This window comes from Streptacidiphilus jeojiense (assembly GCF_000719095.1).
Taxonomy (GTDB): Bacteria; Actinomycetota; Actinomycetes; order Streptomycetales; family Streptomycetaceae; genus Streptacidiphilus; species Streptacidiphilus jeojiensis.
In genome coordinates this window covers 13,907-31,337 of record NZ_JOEH01000043.1, presented here as the reverse complement: position 1 = coordinate 31,337, position 17,431 = coordinate 13,907, and the positions used below count along the sequence as shown (strand labels likewise).

At 71.6% G+C, this 17,431-nt stretch carries 15 protein-coding genes and 1 pseudogene; 2 read left to right on the top strand and 14 right to left on the bottom strand.

The features are described 5' to 3' along the window. Positions 1 to 6: 6 nt before the first annotated feature. The 5 genes from gad to IF29_RS48260 form a co-directional block, all read right to left on the bottom strand. Entirely contained in the window at positions 7 to 1,428 is a 1,422-nt protein-coding gene (gad, locus tag IF29_RS0137855; protein ID WP_030265769.1) for a glutamate decarboxylase, read from the bottom strand. Between the two features lie 132 nt (positions 1,429 to 1,560). After that, the gene (locus tag IF29_RS47175; RefSeq protein ID WP_198037661.1) at positions 1,561 to 2,085 is read right to left on the bottom strand and encodes a hypothetical protein; all 525 of its coding nucleotides are present in this window, start codon (positions 2,083 to 2,085) and stop codon (positions 1,561 to 1,563) included. A 115-nt stretch (positions 2,086 to 2,200) separates the two neighbouring features. After that, the gene (gene glgC / locus IF29_RS0137840) at positions 2,201 to 3,418 is read right to left on the bottom strand and encodes a glucose-1-phosphate adenylyltransferase (protein ID WP_030265762.1); all 1,218 of its coding nucleotides are present in this window, start codon (positions 3,416 to 3,418) and stop codon (positions 2,201 to 2,203) included. 51 nt (positions 3,419 to 3,469) lie between these two features. Then, positions 3,470 to 4,690 (bottom strand): glycogen synthase, encoded by a 1,221-nt coding sequence (glgA, locus tag IF29_RS0137835; RefSeq protein WP_030265760.1) that lies wholly within the window; start codon positions 4,688 to 4,690, stop codon positions 3,470 to 3,472. A 240-nt stretch (positions 4,691 to 4,930) separates the two neighbouring features. Beyond that, a complete protein-coding gene (locus IF29_RS48260) occupies positions 4,931 to 5,203 on the bottom strand; it encodes a hypothetical protein (RefSeq protein ID WP_084715467.1) in 273 nt (90 codons plus the stop codon). Between the two features lie 306 nt (positions 5,204 to 5,509). Between IF29_RS48260 and IF29_RS0137830 the strand changes: the two genes are divergently transcribed. After that, the gene (locus IF29_RS0137830; protein ID WP_030265757.1) at positions 5,510 to 5,956 is read left to right on the top strand and encodes a hypothetical protein; all 447 of its coding nucleotides are present in this window, start codon (positions 5,510 to 5,512) and stop codon (positions 5,954 to 5,956) included. On the opposite strand, the gene IF29_RS0137825 is transcribed toward IF29_RS0137830, so the two are convergent. The 6 genes and pseudogenes from IF29_RS0137825 to IF29_RS0137800 form a co-directional block, all read right to left on the bottom strand. Further along, positions 5,949 to 6,743 (bottom strand): ABC transporter ATP-binding protein, encoded by a 795-nt coding sequence (locus tag IF29_RS0137825; protein WP_030265754.1) that lies wholly within the window; start codon positions 6,741 to 6,743, stop codon positions 5,949 to 5,951. The two genes, IF29_RS0137830 and IF29_RS0137825, sit on opposite strands and share 8 nt — an antisense overlap. Next, positions 6,740 to 7,732 carry an ABC transporter ATP-binding protein gene (locus tag IF29_RS0137820; RefSeq protein WP_030265752.1) on the bottom strand — a complete coding sequence of 331 codons (993 nt, stop codon included), beginning with the start codon at positions 7,730 to 7,732 and terminating at the stop codon, positions 6,740 to 6,742. The genes IF29_RS0137825 and IF29_RS0137820 overlap by 4 nt, the downstream gene beginning before the upstream one ends. Continuing rightward, a pseudogene (locus IF29_RS48850) lies at positions 7,729 to 8,645 on the bottom strand (ABC transporter permease). Before IF29_RS48850 ends, IF29_RS0137820 begins: the two are co-directional and overlap by 4 nt. 14 nt (positions 8,646 to 8,659) lie before the next feature. After that, positions 8,660 to 9,607: an ABC transporter permease gene (locus IF29_RS0137810; RefSeq protein ID WP_030265750.1), complete on the bottom strand. Its 948-nt coding sequence runs from the start codon at positions 9,605 to 9,607 to the stop codon at positions 8,660 to 8,662. Continuing rightward, a complete protein-coding gene (locus IF29_RS0137805) occupies positions 9,607 to 11,277 on the bottom strand; it encodes an ABC transporter substrate-binding protein (RefSeq protein WP_030265749.1) in 1,671 nt (556 codons plus the stop codon). Before IF29_RS0137805 ends, IF29_RS0137810 begins: the two co-directional genes overlap by 1 nt. A 50-nt stretch (positions 11,278 to 11,327) precedes the next feature. After that, a complete protein-coding gene (locus IF29_RS0137800; RefSeq protein WP_030265746.1) occupies positions 11,328 to 13,040 on the bottom strand; it encodes an amidohydrolase in 1,713 nt (570 codons plus the stop codon). A gap of 158 nt (positions 13,041 to 13,198) precedes the next feature. Between IF29_RS0137800 and IF29_RS0137795 the strand changes: the two genes are divergently transcribed. Beyond that, the gene (locus IF29_RS0137795) at positions 13,199 to 13,918 is read left to right on the top strand and encodes a TetR/AcrR family transcriptional regulator (RefSeq protein WP_030265743.1); all 720 of its coding nucleotides are present in this window, start codon (positions 13,199 to 13,201) and stop codon (positions 13,916 to 13,918) included. Here IF29_RS0137795 and IF29_RS0137790 read toward each other — a convergent pair. From IF29_RS0137790 to IF29_RS0137780, 3 genes are all read right to left on the bottom strand, one after another. Beyond that, entirely contained in the window at positions 13,904 to 14,569 is a 666-nt protein-coding gene (locus tag IF29_RS0137790; protein ID WP_051726557.1) for a cytochrome b/b6 domain-containing protein, read from the bottom strand. The genes IF29_RS0137795 and IF29_RS0137790 overlap by 15 nt on opposite strands. Beyond that, positions 14,550 to 15,263, bottom strand: a complete 714-nt coding sequence (locus IF29_RS0137785) for a molybdopterin-dependent oxidoreductase (protein ID WP_030265735.1) — start codon at positions 15,261 to 15,263, stop codon at positions 14,550 to 14,552. The genes IF29_RS0137790 and IF29_RS0137785 overlap by 20 nt, the downstream gene beginning before the upstream one ends. A 136-nt stretch (positions 15,264 to 15,399) precedes the next feature. Further along, positions 15,400 to 17,229, bottom strand: a complete 1,830-nt coding sequence (locus tag IF29_RS0137780; protein WP_030265732.1) for a bifunctional metallophosphatase/5'-nucleotidase — start codon at positions 17,227 to 17,229, stop codon at positions 15,400 to 15,402. Positions 17,230 to 17,431 lie beyond the last annotated feature (202 nt).

Genomic DNA, 17,431 nt, shown 5'->3' with positions numbered 1-17,431 from the left:
CAGGCTTCAGTGGTGGAACCCCGAGGGTCCGCCTGACCCCTGCAGCGGCCCGGGCTGCGCCTGGAGCTCCGGCAGCAGTCGGCTCAGGTCCTCCACCAGCAGGTCGGCGAGGTCGCTGGAGAATCCGTTGCGGCAGACCACCCGCAGCACCGCCAGGTCGGTGCGGTTCTCCGGGAAGGTGTAGGCCGGGACCAGCCAGCCGCGTTCGCGCAGCCGCCGGGAGACGTCGAAGACATTGAAGGCGGTGACGTCGTCGGTGGTGGTGAAGGCGAAGACCGGCAGCTCGTCGCCCCAGCTCAGCATCCGGAAGACGCCCATGGCCTCGATCCGGCGGGCCAGTGAGACCGCGATGTCCCGGCTGGCCTGCTGGACCGCGCGGTAGCCGTCCCGGCCCAGCCGCAGGAAGGTGTAGTACTGGGCGACGACCTCGGCCCCGGGGCGGGAGAAGTTGAGGGCGAAGGTGGGCATCTCGCCGCCCAGGTAGTTGACCTTGAAGACCAGTTCCTCCGGCAGCGCCTCGCGGTCGCGCCACAGCGCCCAGCCGACCCCGGGGTAGACCAGTCCGTACTTGTGGCCCGAGGTGTTGATGGAGGCGACCCTGGGCTGGCGGAAGTCCCAGCGCAGCTCCGGGTCCAGGAACGGCGCGACCATGGCTCCGGAGGCCCCGTCGACGTGGACCGGGATGTCCAGGCCGGTGCTGCCCTGGAGCTCGTCCAGGGCGGCGCAGATGTCCCACACCGGCTCGTAGCTGCCGTCGAAGGTGGAGCCGAGGATGGCGACCACCCCGATGGTGTCCTCGTCGCACAGCCCGACCGCCGAGGCGGCGTCCAGGTGGTAGCGGTCGCCCTCCATCGGCACGGTGCGCGGCTCGACCTCCCAGAAGTTGCAGAACTTCTCCCAGCAGACCTGGACGTTGACCCCCATGACCAGGTTGGGGCGGGCACCGGCGGCGTAGCGCTCGGCGTTGCGCTGCATCCAGCGGCGCTTCAGCGCCATCCCGGCGAGCATGCAGGCCTCGCTGGACCCGGTGGTCGAGCAGCCGACGGCACCGGCCGGGTCGGGGGCGTTCCACAGGTCGGCGAGCATGGCCACGCAGCGGCGCTCCAGCTCGGCGGTCTGCGGGTACTCGTCCTTGTCGATCATGTTCTTGTCGACGGACTCCGCCATCAGCAGGGTGGCCTGCGGCTCCATCCAGGTGGTGACGAAGGTGGCCAGGTTCAGCCGGGCGTTGCCGTCGAGCATCAGCTCGTCCCTGACGATCTGGTAGGCGATGTCCGCCGCCATCGGCCCGGACGGCAGCCGGTGCTTCGGCGGTGCCGTCACCATGCTGCCGACCTCCGGGTTGGCCGCCCCCAGGAACGGGTTCACCGAGACCTGGTGCCCGCCCTTCCCGTCGTGGCTCTCCTGACGACCCGTGTGCAGCGCCATTCGCCGTGCCCTTCTGTTCGATCGGTGTCCGCCCTCACGGCTTCCCCAGCCCACTTCATCCCCAGGAACGCCGTCGGGACTCCTGCGCCAGGGCAGGAGTCCCGAACCGGGGCTTCTTACGTTCGCCGCCCGCTACTGCTTGGTCCAGCGGTCCCGGCCGTCCGAGCCGGCCTTGCAGACCAGGGCGGTGCTGTTGCTGCCGGTCGCCTTGGCGCCGGTGGTGGCGCAGAAGGCGCCGGCCCTGGCGTTGGTGCCGGTGACCGCGACCGAGGTCCAGCGGTCCTTGCCCTTGCTGTCGGCGACGCAGCTGACGGCCAGCCCCTTGGCGGTCTCGCCGGAGGCCCCGGCGGTGGAGCAGAAGGCGCCGGCGGTCACGTTCTTGGTCAGCGCCGTCGACGAGGCGGTGGCCTTGGCGCTCGCCTTGGCCGAGGCCACCTTCGCGGAGGCGGACGCGGCGACCCCGGCGGCCTTCGCCGACACGCTCGCCGCGGCGCCGGAGGCCTTGGCCTTGGCCGCCGCGGCGACGGCGGTGGCCTTTCCGCTGACGGCACTGGTGGCGCTGCTCTTGCTGCTGCTGGAGCAGGCGACGGTGGAGGTGAGGACCAGCGCGGCCAGCCCTGCTGAGGCGACGGCGACGGATCGGCGGGGGCTGCGCATGAGCTAACGCCCTTTCAGAGCCGGGTGCCCGGAGCTCGGGCAGGACTCCTTCGAACGTAGGTGCGCCGCCGCCGCGCCGCTCGGCGCGTTAGGCCAGGCCGGTGACGCGCACCCGTCAGCGCACCCGCAGCCCCTTCCCCAGGGCCACCACTCCCCCGGCCGAGACGGTGTACAGCTCCCGGTCCCGGCCCGGGTCCACGCCGATCACGGCGCCGGGCGGCACCACGACGTTCTTGTCCAGGATCGCCTTGCGCACCACCGCGCCCCGGCCCACCCTGACCCCGTCCATCAGCACCGACTCCTGCACCACCGCGCCGGACTCGACGACCACGCCGGGGCCCAGCACCGAGCCGGTGACCTGGCCGCTGATGATGCATCCGGTGGAGACCATGGACTCGGCCGCCATCCCGCCGGCGACGAACTTGGCCGGCGGCCGCTGCGCGGGGTGGGTGAAGATCGGCCAGTGCCGGTTGTAGAGGTTGAACACCGGGTGCACCGAGATCAGGTCGCTGTGGGCGTCGTAGTAGGCGTCCAGGGTGCCGACGTCGCGCCAGTAGCCGTGGTCCCGCTCGGTCTCGCCGGGGACCTGGTTGTCGTCGAAGTCGTAGACCTCGGCCTGGCCGTTGTCGGTCAGCATCGGCAGGATGCTGCCGCCCATGTCGTGCACCGAGCCCTCGTCCTCGGCGTCCCGCTGGAGCGCGTCCAGCAGCACCTTGGTGGTGAAGATGTAGTTGCCCATGGAGGCGAAGACCCGGTCCGGGTCGTCGGGCAGCCCGGGGGGTGCGGCGGGCTTCTCCAGGAAGCCCTCGACCGAGCGGCCGTCGGCGGCGGTGGTGATCACGCCGAACTCGGAGGCCTGGCTGCGCGGCACCTTGATGCCGGCCACGGTCACCCCGGCGCCGGACTCGATGTGGCGGCGCAGCATCTGCTGCGGGTCCATCCGGTACACGTGGTCGGCGCCGAACACCACGATGTAGTCCGGCTGCTCGTCGTAGACCAGGTTGAGCGACTGGTAGATGGCGTCGGCGCTGCCCAGGTACCAGCGCGGCCCGAGCCGCTGCTGGGCCGGGACCGGGGTGACGTAGTCGCCGCGGATGCTGGTCATCCGCCAGGTCTGGGTGATGTGGCGGTCCAGGCTGTGGCTCTTGTACTGGGTCAGCACGCAGATCCGGTTGATGCCGCCGTTCACCAGGTTGGAAAGCACGAAGTCGATGAGTCGGTAGGCGCCGCCGAAAGGCACCGCGGGCTTGGCGCGGTCGGCCGTGAGCGGCATCAGCCGCTTGCCCTCGCCGCCGGCGAGGACGATGCCGAGAACTGACGGGCTACCGGCCATGGACGCTCCCTCTGTTGGTGTCGACACTGCTGCTTGTCACCGCGGCGCCGCTCACGACGCCCGTCCCAGCGCGTCCTGGTAGACCTCCAGGGTGCGGCGCGCGATCGCGTCCCAGCCGAACTCGGCGACCGCCCGCTCGCGCCCCGCCGCACCCAGCCGGGCGGCCCGTTCCGGGTCCAGCGCCAGGCTGTCCACCGCGGTGGCGAAGGACTTCTCGAACTCCTCGGCGTCCCGGCCGTGGTAGGGCACCAGCAGCCCGGTACGGCCGTCGTCGACCACCTCCGGGATGCCGCCGACGGCCGAGGCCACCACGGCGGTGCCGCAGGCCATGGCCTCCAGGTTGACGATGCCCAGCGGCTCGTAGACCGAAGGGCAGACGAAGACCGAGGCCCTGGACAGCAGTTGGACCACATCGGGGCGCGGCAGCATCTCGGCGATCCAGTGCACGTGCTCCCTGGAGGCGCTCAACTCGGCGAACAGCTCCCGGAACTCGCGGTCCACCTCGTCGGTGTCCGGGGCGCCGGCGCACAGCACCAGCTGCACCGACGGGTCGAACCTCCGGGCGGCGCGCAGCAGATGCGGCACGCCCTTCTGCCGGGTGATCCGGCCGACGAAGACCACCGTGGGCCGGTCCGGGTCGATGCCCAGCCGCTCCAGCACGTCGGTGCCCAGGTCGGGGTGGTAGAGCGTGGTGTCGATGCCGTTGTGGACCACCGGGACCCGGGCCGGGTCCAGCGCCGGGTAGCAGGCGAGCAGGTCGCTGCGCATGCCGTGGGAGACCGCGATGACCGCGTCGGCGGCCTCCACCGCGGTGCGCTCGACCCAGCTGGAGACGGCGTAGCCGCCGCCCAACTGCTCGGCCTTCCAAGGGCGCAGGGGCTCCAGCGAGTGCGCGGTCAGCACGTGCGGGATGCCGTGCAGCAGCTTCGCCAGGTGGCCGCCGAGGTTGGCGTACCAGGTGTGCGAGTGCACCAGCTGGCGGTCGGCGACGGCGGCGGTCAGGGCGAGGTCGACGGAGAGGGTGCGCAGCGCCGCGTTGGCGTCGGCGAGTCCCGGGTCGCCGGCGTGCCGGTGCACCCCGGGCGAGTCCGCGGTCTGCCCCGGCCAGGCCTTGCCGCCCAGCGCCCAGCTGTGCACGTCCAGATCGACCAGGCCGCGCAACTCCCTTGCCAGGAACTCGGCGTGGACGCCGGCTCCGCCGTACACGTCGGGCGGGAACTCCCTGGTGAGGAGCCCGACCCTGAGCCGTTCCCCGTGTGCCGTGCCGTCCATCGCCCGCCCCACCTCCGCATGACCCCACCCGCCATCCGTTGCAGGGGTACCCCTGCCCAACAGACGGGTGTTCGATCCCCAAGCCGCCCGACTGATCCATGCTTTCGGATACCGAGGGGTAGATCGACTCTGTTCACACGGGTTTCATCGGCCCGACTCACAGCGGCAGAACGGGTTCACCGCGCCGGGCATGCCAAACCCGGCCAGGACCTGACTGGTCCTGGCCGGGTTGACGGCGAACTACTTACGGCCGCCGAAGAGCGAGCGGGTAAGACGCTTGAGCGGCGCGAGCAGCACCATACGGGCACCCTGATTGGGGCGCGCCGCCGGAGTACTGACCCCACGGGGCGTCAGCTCCCTTATGAGGCCGACCGCTTCCGCCACATCCACCTGCGGGAGCGCAGGCGCGCCGAGTACGGCGAGGTGACGGTCGAGCCGTCGGCTCGCCGCTCCGACGCCGCACTGGACCGCGGGGACCCGCGGCCTACTGCGCGCATGCTGCATTTGATTCATATCCCACCCCTTGGAAGGCACCAGGGCCGTGGAGCGAAGACTATCCGCCTAGTGAGGTCGGTGTGCAACTGTTCCGTCCAGGAGCACCTTACCCGTCCTGTCCAGGGCGGCGTCAGGAGGCCCCTCAGCAAGGTTCCTGACCGGATCCCAGCTGGGGAAACCCCTCTGCGCGGGGGCGCTTGACCCCCATCCAGGGCGCGCGGGCCAGAAGTTCACGCCTGCGGACTGCCGCGCCTTATGTGTTGGTGCACGCACCAACGGGGAGTATGAGCCTGTTTCATCCGTTCTGTGAAAGGAAACAGCTCCATGAGGTTCGCCCGCACCGCCGCCCTCTCCGCCGCAGCCGCGGCCCTGGTCGCCCTCGGACTGGGCACCACGACCGCCTCGGCCGGACCGCAGCCGGTCCGCAGCGGCAGCCCGGCCTCGACCGTCGACCGGGTCGCCGACTTCTACGGCGCCTACATCGACGCCAACTACGGGAACGGCATGGGGAACCTGGGCACGGACCTGCGCTCCCACTACCTCACCAAGGGCCTGCGGAAGCAGCTGGCCACCTGGGAGCGGCGGAACCACGCCGACGGCGTGCTGCGCGCCCAGGACGTGCCCAACGCCTGGTCGGTGACGGCCGGCGACTCCGGCGCCGGGCACACCTGGACCACCGTCACCTTCACCTGGGGCGGCAAGAAGCCGGTCCACACCCGTGTCACCGTCCAGAGCGACCTGGCCACCGGTCTGATCTCCGACATCAAGTAGCAGTCGCAGCGGGCCGTCCCGGTCGCCATCCGGGCACCGGGACGGCCGCCCGCAGCGCCCTGGTGTACTCCTCGGTCGGGGCGTCCAGCACCCGGGCGCAGTCGCCCTGTTCCACCACCCTGCCGCGCCGCAGCACCAGGACCGTGTCGCAGAGCTGCCGCACCACCGCGAGGTCGTGCGAGATCAGCAGGTAGGCGATGCCGGTGGCGGCGCGGATGTCGGCCAGCAGATTGAGGATCTGCGCCTGGATGGAGACGTCCAGCGCCGAGACCGCCTCGTCCAGGACCAGCACCCGGGGCTCGGCCGCCAGGGCGCGGGCGATGGCCACCCGCTGCCGCTGGCCGCCGGAGAGGTCCCTGGGCAGCGCCCGGGCCTGGCGGTCCGTCAGCCCGACCTGGTCCACCAGATCGGCCAGCCGGGCGGCCCGGCCGGCCCGGTCCAGCCGGGTGTGCCGGCGCAGCACCTCGTCCACCGCGGAGTCGGCGCTCTGCCGGGGGTCCAGCGAGGTGTACGGGTCCTGGAAGACGATCTGCAGCTCACGGGCGCGGCGCAGGCGCTCGGCGGAACCCCTGGCCGGGGTCGAGCGGTCCCGGCCCAGCACGGCGATGCCGCCGCCGGTGGGGCGTTCCAGACCGACCAGCATCCGGGCCACCGTGGTCTTGCCGGAGCCCGACTCCCCCACGATGCCCAGCGATCCCCCGGCCCCGATCTCGAAGCTGACCGCGTCCACCGCGGTGTGGCTGCCGAACACCTTGGTCAGTCCGGTCACGGACACGGCGGCGCTCATGCGGGTACCTCCTCTGCGGCGGGGGCGAGTTCGGCGACCCGGTGGCAGCGCACCAGTCCGCCGCGGAAGGGCTCCAGTTCGGGCCGCCGCTCCCGGCAGACCGGGCGGACCTGGGCGCAGCGGTCCGCGAAGGCGCAGCCGGTTCCGGCCTCGTAGGCGGAGACCGGGCGGCCGGGGACGGCGTCGAGCCGTTCGGCCCGGGCGTCGATGGAGGGGCGCGAGCCCAGCAGGCCCAGGGTGTACGGGTGGGCGGCGCGGCGGTGCAGCTCCTCGGCCGCGCGGACCTCGACGATCCGTCCGGCGTACATCACCGCGACCCGGCCGCAGACCGCCAGCGCCAGGTCCAGGTCGTGGGTGATGAAGACCATGCCCATGCCGCGCTCCCGGCGCAGCCGGTCCAGGATGCCGACCACCTCGGACTGGATGGTGACGTCCAGGGCGGTGGTGGGCTCGTCGGCGAGGATCAGCCGGGGTTCGGCCAGCAGCACCGAGGCGATCATGACGCGTTGCAGCATCCCGCCGGAGAGTTCGTGCGGGTACTGGCGCAGCCGGCGGCCCGGGTCGTCGATGCCGACCTCGGCCAGCACCGCGACGGCGCGGGCCTCGGCCTCCCTGCGGGCCACGCCCCGGTTCCGGGTCAGCGCCTCGGTGAGGAAGGAGCCGATCCGCCGGGTCGGATTGATGTGGGCCCGCGGGTCCTGGAAGATCATGCCGACGCCCTGGTCGCGGTAGCGCCGCAGCGCGCCGGCGTCCATGGCGGCCACGTCGGTGCCCTGGAAGCGGATGCTCCCGCCGGCCTCGGCGCCGCGCGGCAGCAGCCTGGTGACGGCGCGTACGGTCATCGACTTGCCGGAGCCGGACTCGCCGACCAGGCCGAGCGCCTCCCCGGCGTCCAGGCTGAGGTCGATGCCGTCGAGCAGCGGCCGGGGACCCTCCTCGGCCGGGACCTCGACGGTGAGCCCGGACAGTTCGAGCAGCGGGACGGTCATGCCGGGGCTCCTTCGGTGCGGCGGGGACGGGGCTTGCGCCGCAGGTAGGGCTGTCGCCGCTGGCCGCTGATCCGCGCGCCCAGCACGGTCAGCGACAGCACGCAGAGCACGATCAGCACGCCCGGTGCGATCACCGGCAGCCAGTAGCCCTTCATCAGGGCGTCGCTGTCACTGACCATGACGCCCCAGTCGGAGGTGGGCGCCTGCACGGCCAGGCCCAGGTAGGACAGCGAGGCGAGGTCCAGCAGGGCGTAGCCGAAGGCGATGGCGGCCTGCCCGAGCACCACCGGGGCGATGTTGCGCAGGATGTGCAGCACGGTGATCCGGACGATGCCGAAACCCTGCACCGCGAGTGCGTCGACATAGGGACTTGCCGCTGCTGTCGGGCCGCCGCCCGCACGATCCGGGCCAGGAAGGGGATGTAGGCGATGGACAGCGCCGCCACCGCCGGTACCAGCCCCGGTCCGAACAGGGCCACCGCCAGCACCGCGAGCAGCAGCCCCGGCAGCGCGTAGACCAGGTCGAAGACCCGGGCCACCACGGCGTCCACCGCTCCGCCGTACCAGGCGGCAAGGAGAGCAAGCGGTATGCCGACAAGGAGGGATACCGCCACGACCAGCGCCGGGCCGAGCAGGCTGGTGCGGGAGCCGAACACCAGCCGGGACAGGATGTCCCGGCCGATGCCGTCGGCGCCGAGCAGGTGCGCGGCCGACGGCGGGGCATAGGAGTCCAGCAGCGACTGCAGGTCGGGGTCGTAGGGGGCCACCAGCGGTGCGGCCAGTGCGATCACCAGCACCAGCAGCAGGAACACCGCCGCCGCGGTGCCCGAGGGGCCGAGCGTCCCGGTGATCCGCGCGATCCGCCCGCTGCGGCGTCCGGCGGTCGCCGCCGGCACCGGGGGTGCCGCTGCCATGAGTCGATCTGTCGTCATGCTGTCCTCCCTGCACTGCGCAGCCGCGGGTCGATCAGGGCCTGGGCCAGGTCGCTGACGGCGTTGCAGACCACGAAGGCGGCGACCAGCAGCAGCGAGACCGCCTGCACCACCGGGAAGTCCTTCTGCGCCACGGACTGGATGGTGAGCTGGCCGATGCCGGGTACGGCGAACGCCGACTCGACGATCAGCGTGGAGGCGAACAGCCCCGAGGTGAGCAGCCCCAGCGCGGTGATGATCGGCGGCAGTGCGTTGCGCAGCACGTGGTCGCGCAGCACCACCCGCCGGGGCAGCCCGCGCACCAGCGCGGTCTGCACATGCTCCCGGTCGAGCTGCTCCCGCAGCGCGTTCCGGGTGACCTGGGCCAGGAAGCCGCAGGAGACCACCGCCAGCGCGCAGGCCGGCAGCACCAGGCCGTGCAGACGGGCGGCCAGGCCCGGTTGCAGCCCCGAGGCCGGGAACCAGCCGAGCCGGACCGAGAACACCGAGATCAGCAGGGTGGAGGCGACGAACGGCGGCACGGTCACCGACAGCGAGGTCACCGCCTGGGCGGCGGCGTCCACCCGTCCGGGGCGCAGCGCGGCCAGCGTGCCGATGCCCAGGCCGAGCACGGTGACCAGGACCATGCTCATGGCCACCAGCAGCAGGCTGGTGCCCAGCCCGGTGCCGACCCGGCTCGCGACGCTCTGCCCGGTGACCATGGACCGGCCCAGGTCGCCGTGCAGCACTCCGGTGAGCCAGTCCCAGTAGCGCACCGGCAGCGGCCGGTCCAGGTGCAGTTGGTGCCGCACCGCGGCGCGGGCCGCCGCCGAGGGCGCGCGACTGCCGAAGAGGACGTTCTCGGGGCTGCCGGGGGCGAGGTAGAGGCTGCCGAAGATCACCACGCTGGACAGCAGCAGGGTGGTGAGCAGCCCGCCGAGGCGGTGCAGCAGCAGACGGCCCATCAGGGCGCGCCCACGGACGCGGCCCAGGCGTTGTCCATGTAGGAGAAGGTGAGCGGGGCCCCGGTGACGGCCTTGTTCTGGAACAGCAGGGCGCGCGGCTGGACGATCGGGATCCAGGGCAGGTCCTGGTCGATGATCTTCTGCGCGGCCAGTACGTACCGGGCCCGGGCCACCGGGTCCGCGGTCCCCTGGGCCCGGTCGAGGTCGGCCTGGACCTCCGCGTTGCTGTAGCCGTTGAAGTTCTGCGAGCCGTTCCTGGTGGTGTAGCTGGAGTACATGTCGGTGGCCTCGGGGAACTCCATGTAGTTGATGGTGAGGAAGCCGTCGTAGGCGGCACGGGCCTTGGGGTCGATGAACAGCGAGCCGTACTGCTGGTCCGGCAGGCCGACGATCTTCATCTTGAGGCCGATGGACGAGGCGGTCTGCTGGAGCACCTGGGCCAGCTGCGCGTCGGCGGGCACACCGGCGGCGTAGGCGATGGTGACCTCCTTGCCGCTCGCCCCCGCGGCCTTCACCAGCTTGGCGGCGGCGGCCAGGTCGGGTTTGACCGCCAGGGCCGAATAGGCCGCCTGGTACTGGCTCCTGGCCGGGCTGCTCTCCCAGAAGCCGGGGCCGGCCACCGCGTACAGCGGGTCGGCCGCGCCGCCGAACAGGGTCTTGGCGATGCCGACCCGGTCGATGGCCATGGAGAGCGCCTGACGGACCCGGGCGTCGGCGAAGCCGCCGGTGAACCTGGAGACGATCAGGTCGATGTTCTGGGTGGTGGAGCCCTGCGCGCCGACGTACAGCTTGCCGTCGGCGGCCCTGCCCAGTTGGGCGATGGTGGAGCTGGGCAGGTCGAAGGCGCCCTGGAGGCTGCCCGAGGTGAGTGCGTTGGCCAGCGCCGAGGGGTCGCCGATGAACTTGAAGGTGACGCTGTCGGACTTCGCCGCCCGGGCCGGGTCCCAGTACTTCGGATTGCGCTTGAGGACCATCGAGTTGGTGCCGTCGAAGGAGGCGACGGTGTAGGGGCCGGAGCAGACCACACCGGTGGCCGGCTTGCCGAAGTTCTGCCCCGCCTTCTGCGCGAAGGCCTTCTCCACCACCGCGCCGCCGAGGATGCCGAGCAGGTGGACGAAGAGGTAGTCGTCCTTGCTGAAGACGATGGTGACCTGCTCGGGACCGGTGGCCCTGATCGAGCTGACGTCGTTGTAGGAGTCGGCGTAGTTGCTGGCGACGTTCGGGTCCTGGTTGCGCAGCAGGCTGTAGACCACGTCGGCGGCGGTGACCGGCTTGCCGTCGCTGAACACCGCGCGCGGGTCCAGCTGCAGGACCAGGTGCCGGGCGTCGGGCTGGCTCCAGCTCCGGGCCAGTCCCGCGCTCTCGGTGTAGTCGGCGTTGGTGTGCAGCACCGACTCGCAGACATTGCCGAGGATGGTCTCCTCGGGGTAGTCCGCGGTGGTCAGCGGGTCCTCGGAGTAGGGGGCGCGGTAGTCGCCCCACCAGGTCACCGAGGACAGTCCGGCCCTGCCGGGTGCGGTGGTGATCTGCGAGGTGGCGAAGTTGCTGCTGGGCGCGGCCTTGGCCGAGGCGCCCGAGCCGCCGCTGCCGGAGCCGCTGCAGGCGGACACCCCGCCGATCAGGGCGAGGACGGCGACGGGCAGGGCGGTGCGCAGGGCTCTTCTGTGCATCGTGGAACCTCTCCTTGTCTCCAACAATCCAGGGGCCGGACTGCGCCGGACTACTGCGCGGCGTGCACCAGCGCGCCGTCGACGTAGGTGCGCAGCACCCGGGTCGCGCCGATGGACTCGGCCGGTCCCGCGAAGGGGTCGCGGTCCAGCACCACCAGGTCGGCGTACTTGCCCACCTGCACCGAGCCGGTGACCGCGTCCAGGTGGTTCACCCGGGCCGTGCCCGCGGTGTAGGCGGCCAGCGCGGTGCCCAGGTCCAGCCGCTCCTCCGCGCCGAGGACCTCGCCGCCATTGCCGCCGTCGCCGCCCGCGGATCCGCCCTCGGATCCGCCCTCGAACTGCGGGGCGCTGCGGTTGACCGCGACATGGACGCCGAGCATCACGTCGGGGGTGCTGACCGACCAGTCGCTGCCGGCCGCGAGCATGGCCCCGGAGCGGGCCAGCGAGCCGAACGGGTACTGCCAGCCGGAGCGGCGCTCGCCCAGGAAGGGGATGGTGAGCTCGTCCATCTGCGGTTCGTGGCAGGCCCAGAGCGGCTGCATGTTGGCGGTGGCCCCGAGCGTCCGGAAGCGCGGGACGTCCTCGGGGTGCACCACCTGGAGGTGGGCCAGGTGGTGCCGGTTGCCGCGCTGCCCGTTGCGCCGCAGCGCCTCCTCGACCGCGTCCAGGGCGTTGCGGACGGCCCGGTCGCCGAGGGCGTGGAAGTGCACCTGGAAGCCGGCCGCGTCGAGTTCGCTGACGTAGCCGCCGAGCTTCTCGGGATCGATGAAGTCCATCCCGGAGGCGCCGCTGGAGCAGCCGCAGCCGTCCAGGTAGGGCTCCAGCATGGCGGCGGTGTGGTTCTCGGCGACGCCGTCCAGCATCATCTTGACGCTGCCGGTGCTGAACCGCCCGCTCCCGTCGCCCACCGCCGCGCACTCGGCCCGGCGTTCCAGGAAGAACGGGAGCTGCTCGAGACCGCCCTCGCGGTCCCACCACTGCGCGCCGCGGACCCTGGCGGTGAGCGAGCCGTCCTTCGCCGCGGCCAGGTAGGCGCCGTAGACGTCGCCGGGGCCGAAGGCGGGGCCGACCGCGGCGTCCTGCCAGCCGGTGATGCCGTGGCTGTGCAGGAAGGCCTGCCCGGCCAGCAGCCCCTGGTAGAGCTCCTGCGCCGTGGCGGCCGGGATGTGACGGGTGACCAGCTCGGCGGCGCCCTCCTGGAGCATCCCGGTGGGGGTGCCGTCGGGGTCGCGCTCGATCCGGCCGTCGGCCGGGTCCGGGGTGCCGGCGGTGATCCCGGCGATCTCCAGGGCCCGGCTGTTGGCCCAGAGCCCGTGGCCGTCGCGGTTGGGCAGTGCGACCGGGCGGTCCGGGCAGACCGCGTCCAGCAGGTCCCGGTGCGGGGTGCCGCCGGGGAAGGCCTCCATGCTCCAGCCGCCGCCGGTGATCCAGGCCCGGTCGGGGTTGGCGGCCGCGTAGCCGGCGACCGCGGCGGCGTACTCCGGTGCGGTCTCCAGCTGGTGCAGGTCGCAGCTGCGCAGCGTGGTCCCGGCCAGGACCGGGTGGACATGGGCGTCCTGGAAGCCGGGCAGCAGCAGCTTCCCGGCCAGGTCGACCACCTCGGTGCGGGGGCCGATCAGCGGGCGGACGTCGTGGTCGTCGCCGACGGCGGTGATCCGTCCGCCGCTGACGGCGACCGCGGTCGCCCAGGACCGGGCCGGGTCCACGGTGTAGACGGGGCCGCCGGTGAAGACCAGGTCGGCGTGGTGGGTGTCGCGGGGCACGGGTCCTCCGTGGTGGGAACACTGCTGGCGGTGCTGGATGAGTGAGCATCACACTCGATGACAGCGGTGCTGTCAATGGCATTGACATCGGCCGCCGGTTAAGATCGGATCAACTCGGCCGCGGCACTCCCCCGGCCGCCGCAACGGGAGGAGCAGCAGTGGCTGCGACGAAGGACCAGGGCGCTGCCGCCACCGCCAGGCGTCGGGCCGCGCTGACCCGCGAGGCGATCCTGGAGGCCGCGCTCCGGCTCTGCTCGCCGGACGGCGGTGGGGTGCTGACGTTCAGTCGGCTCGGCAAGGAGCTGGGCGCGGACCCGACCGCCGTGTACCGGCACTTCCGCGACAAGGACGAGCTGATCCTGGCCCTGACCGACGTCATGGTGGAGGAGGCGGTGGAGCTCGCCGCCGTCTCGGCACTGGGTCCGGACCGCTGGCGGGAGACCCTGGCCGCCACCGCCCGCGCGGTCCGGGCGGTCTACATGCGGCGCCCGGCCCTGGCCGTGCTGGCCGCGGCCCGCACCACCGCCAGCCCGGCCGAGACGACCAGCGTGGAGTACCTGATCGGGGTGCTGCACCGGGCCGGACTGCCGGTCGTCCAGGCCGCCGAGTGCTACCGGATGCTGCTGGACCTCACCCTGGCGATGACCCAGTCCTCGGCCTCGTTCCTGATCCTGGACCAGGAGGCGCAGGCCAAGGACGACGCCGCCTGGGCGGTCAAGTACGGCCTGCTCCCGGAGGACCGCTTCCCGCTGGTGCGCGCCAGCGCGCCCCGGCTCACCGAGCTGTTCCGGGACGACGCCCAGGTGTTCGAGCTGGTGCTGGAGACCTTCCTGGACGGGGTGGCGCTGAAGATCGAACGGGCCTCAGCGGCCGGCTGACGGCTCCTGTTCCCGGCCGTGCTTCTCGCCCTGCTCCTCGTCCTCGGTCCACAGCGCGTGCTCGCGCTTGGCCCAGGCCCGGGAGACCCGCCCGGTGCGCATCCCGTGCCGGGCCTCGGGGTCCTTGAGCGCCATCCGGATGTGCCCGATGACCAGGATGCCGACGACCAGCGCCAGCCAGTCGTGGACGAAGGAGGCCCCGGTCCGCACGGTCAGCGCGGAGAGGTGCGGGAACCACATGATCAGACCGGTGCCGACCATCACCAGCACCGCGCCGGCGATGAAGGCCGAGAACAGCTTCTGCCCGGCGTTGAACTTCCCGGCCGGACCGGCCGCCCTGGTGCCGTGCCGCACCGCCCGCCAGGCCCAGCCGCTGTCCTGCGGGCCGAACCGGTTCAACCGGGTCAGGTCGGCGCGCAGCGAGCGGAAGAAGATCCCGGCCAGCAGCGGCGCCGGGAGCAGGATGCCGGACCACTCGTGGATGACCACCAGCAGTCGCCGCCGTCCGACGATCTCGGCCAGGAACGGCAGGTAGAGGCAGGCGGCGGTGACGATCGCGGTCATCATCAGGGTGGAGGTGGTCCGGTGCACCCAGCGTTCGACGACGGTGAACCGGTAGCGCTCGCCGGGCTCAGGGGGAGGTCGGTGCATCGTTGCGCCCGTTGGACTTGCCGACCCAGGCTTCGACGTCATAGCCGTAGTGCTCCCAGTAGCCGGGCATGACCCGGTCGGTGACGGTGATGCCGGACAGCCACTTGGCCGACTTGTAGAAGTACATCGGCGCCGCGTACAGCCGCACCGGGCCGCCGTGGGCGTCGGTGACCGGCGCGTTGTTCATCTGGTGCGCCACCATCATGTCCGGGCGGCGGGCCTCGTCCAGGGTCAGGCTCTCGCTGTAGACACCGTCGAAGCAGGTGAAGCGCAGCGCCTTGCCCTCGGGCCTGACCCCGGCGGTGTCCAGCAGGTGCGACAGCAGCACCCCGCCGAACTCGGTGTCGGGCACCCGCCAGCCGGTCACGCACTGCACGTCCTTGACCAGGGTGGTCTGCGGCATCGCCCTCAGCTCGGCCAGGGTGTAGGTGGCGGGCCGGTCGACCAGCCCGTCGACGGTGAGCCGGTAGTCCTGGTCGCTCTTGTGCGGGAGCGAGTCGGCGACGTTGTAGATCTGGAAGCCCCCGCCGCCGGGCAGCAGCCCGGTCAGGCCGGTCGGGTCCTTGCTGTCGACCGTGGCAAGGAAGCTGTCGATGCCGTTCTGGAACCGTGCCCCGAAGGCCACCCCGGCGGCCCCGAGCGCGGCCACGCCGAGCACGACCCTGCGCCCGACCGGCCTGCCGTCCTTGTTCATATTTCAAGTTCACCACGCGGAACTGTGCGCACCTAGCGGAAACGACCCGCTTTCAGGAATCGGTAAGGTGTCCGGTCCGGTCACACTGCTGTCCCCGACCGGACCGGACACCTCTCGTCCCGCTGGTCGCTGATCGCTAGTACAGCGGCACGCCCGCGCGGACCAGGCGCCAGCCGGGGCTGGCCGCGAAGTCGGCCGGGTTGATCTCACCCTTGGCCTTGACCCAGGCGATCATCGTGTTGCGGATCTCGTCCGAGCTGGTCCAGATCTGCGTGGCCGTGGCGACGTGCGGGAAGTTGCCGCCGCCGTTGGCGCGGTAGTTGTTGATCGCCAGCACGAACTGCTGGGTCGGGTCCAGCGCCGCACCGTTGTAGGTCACGTTGAGGATGCGGGAGCCGGCCGGCTGCGACACGTCGATGTCGTAGCTGAGCCCGTACACCTCGTCGTAGTTGTAGTCGGGCAGGTTGTTGGCGTTGGTCAGGGCGGACTCCACGATCGGGGCGCCCACCGCGAGGGTGTTGTAGTAGTTCGCCGAGAACTCGATGTAGTCCACCAGCTGGGCACCGGTCAGGACCATCGCGGCCAGGGTGTTCTCGTAGATGTAGAGGCCCGCGGCGTCGCGCAGCCGGACCGTGCCGGCCGGGATGTCCGCGGTCCGGTTGAACGGCGCGGCCTGGGCCAGCACCGGCAGGCTCGCGTAGGAGGTGCCCACCAGACCGGTCGTCACCGCGTCCACCATGACCTTGCCGATGAGGTCGACGATCGGCACGTCCTGGAACGGCGCACGGGCGATGTTGAGGTCCACGGTAGAGGTGCCGATGACCTGGTTGACGTAGGCGACCACGGCCGCGTGCTCGTCGGCCAGCAGCTTGACGACCTTCGGGTCCTCCTCGTAGGTGTTGGAGTTGAGCACGCTCGCCACGCAGGAGGTGACCTCCCAGCCGCCGTGCACCAACTCGACCTCGAAGTCGAAGCGGGTCAGCCGCATGCCCCACTTCAGCGGCTCGGAGAGCACCACGGTCTTGCCGGTGGCGGTGTTGGTGACCAGGCGCTGGTCCACCTCCTTGTGGGTGTGACCGACCAGGATCGCGTCGATGCCGGGCACCTGCTGCGCCATCTCGGCTGCCGCGTCCTCGGGCCAGGGGATCTGGTCGCCGTAGGAGCTGGCCTCGTCGATCCCGGTGTGGGAGGAGACGACCACGACATCGGCGCCGGCGCTGCGCGCCTTGGGCACGTAGATCGCGGCCTGCTCGGCGATGCCGCCGAAGGTCATCTGACCGCTGACGTTGGCCTTGTCCCAGATCGCGATGCCCGGGTTGGTCAGACCGACGATGCCGACCTTGATGTCCGGCAGGTTCGGGACGCAGATCCGCTTGATGATGAAGGGGCGGAAGGCCGGCTTGTTGGTCTTGGGGTCCAGGGCGTTGGCCGCCAGCAGCGGGAAGTCGCACTGCCGCTCGAAGGCGCGCAGGGTGGGGATGCCGTAGTTGAACTCGTGGTTGCCCAGGGCGGCCGCGTCGTAGCGGATGTGGTTCATCGCCAGCGCCATCGGGTGCTTGGGCGCCTTCCGGCCGCCGACCGTGATCGGGTCCACCCTGGCGTAGTAGTAGCTGAGCTGGGTGCCCTGGATGATGTCGCCGGCGTCGATGAGCAGCGTGCGGTCATGGCCGATCTCCTCGCGGAGCCCGTTCACCATGGTGGAGATCTTGGCCAGGCCGACGTCGTTGTGGGCGCTGTCGTCGTACTCGGCGTTGTTGAAGTAGTCCCAGTTCACGCAGTTACCGTGGACGTCGGTGGTGCCCAGAACGGTGAAGCTGTAGGTGGGATTCGGCTTGGGCTTCTTCCCCGCTTGCTGGGACTCGGGCGAGGCGGCCTCGGCGGTGCTGGAGGTCGCTCCCGCGACGACGGCGGTTCCTGCGGCCACGGCCGCGGAGCGGGCCACGAAGTCACGGCGGTTCAGGGGCACTGGGTCTCCAGTTGGCAGGAGGGCAGGGTGAGGTACGCGGCATCCGACTGGACGCGCGTAGATGGACGCGCGTAGAAGTCTGCACTGCCACCCCGTTGCCGCGATAGACCCGGGATGTTGCCGTCAGGTTTCGGGTCCTGGAAGCTCCGGGGTCGCACCACCGGACCGTGCTCGGGCCGGGCACCGGACCCGCGCTGGACCA

Excerpts from the sequence above, each read along its gene's own strand:
- IF29_RS48260 (WP_084715467.1), bottom strand. The coding sequence starts at position 5,203 with ATGAATCAAATGCAGCATGCGCGCAGTAGGCCGCGGGTCCCCGCGGTC.
- IF29_RS0137790 (WP_051726557.1), bottom strand. The coding sequence starts at position 14,569 with ATGCACCGACCTCCCCCTGAGCCCGGCGAGCGCTACCGGTTCACCGTC.
- glgA (WP_030265760.1), bottom strand. The coding sequence starts at position 4,690 with ATGGACGGCACGGCACACGGGGAACGGCTCAGGGTCGGGCTCCTCACC.
- IF29_RS0137830 (WP_030265757.1), top strand. The coding sequence starts at position 5,510 with ATGAGGTTCGCCCGCACCGCCGCCCTCTCCGCCGCAGCCGCGGCCCTG.
- IF29_RS47175 (WP_198037661.1), bottom strand. The coding sequence starts at position 2,085 with ATGCGCAGCCCCCGCCGATCCGTCGCCGTCGCCTCAGCAGGGCTGGCC.
- IF29_RS0137805 (WP_030265749.1), bottom strand. The coding sequence starts at position 11,277 with ATGCACAGAAGAGCCCTGCGCACCGCCCTGCCCGTCGCCGTCCTCGCC.
- IF29_RS0137810 (WP_030265750.1), bottom strand. The coding sequence starts at position 9,607 with ATGGGCCGTCTGCTGCTGCACCGCCTCGGCGGGCTGCTCACCACCCTG.
- IF29_RS0137820 (WP_030265752.1), bottom strand. The coding sequence starts at position 7,732 with ATGACCGTCCCGCTGCTCGAACTGTCCGGGCTCACCGTCGAGGTCCCG.
- gad (WP_030265769.1), bottom strand. The coding sequence starts at position 1,428 with ATGGCGCTGCACACGGGTCGTCAGGAGAGCCACGACGGGAAGGGCGGG.
- glgC (WP_030265762.1), bottom strand. The coding sequence starts at position 3,418 with ATGGCCGGTAGCCCGTCAGTTCTCGGCATCGTCCTCGCCGGCGGCGAG.
- IF29_RS0137825 (WP_030265754.1), bottom strand. The coding sequence starts at position 6,743 with ATGAGCGCCGCCGTGTCCGTGACCGGACTGACCAAGGTGTTCGGCAGC.
- IF29_RS0137785 (WP_030265735.1), bottom strand. The coding sequence starts at position 15,263 with ATGAACAAGGACGGCAGGCCGGTCGGGCGCAGGGTCGTGCTCGGCGTG.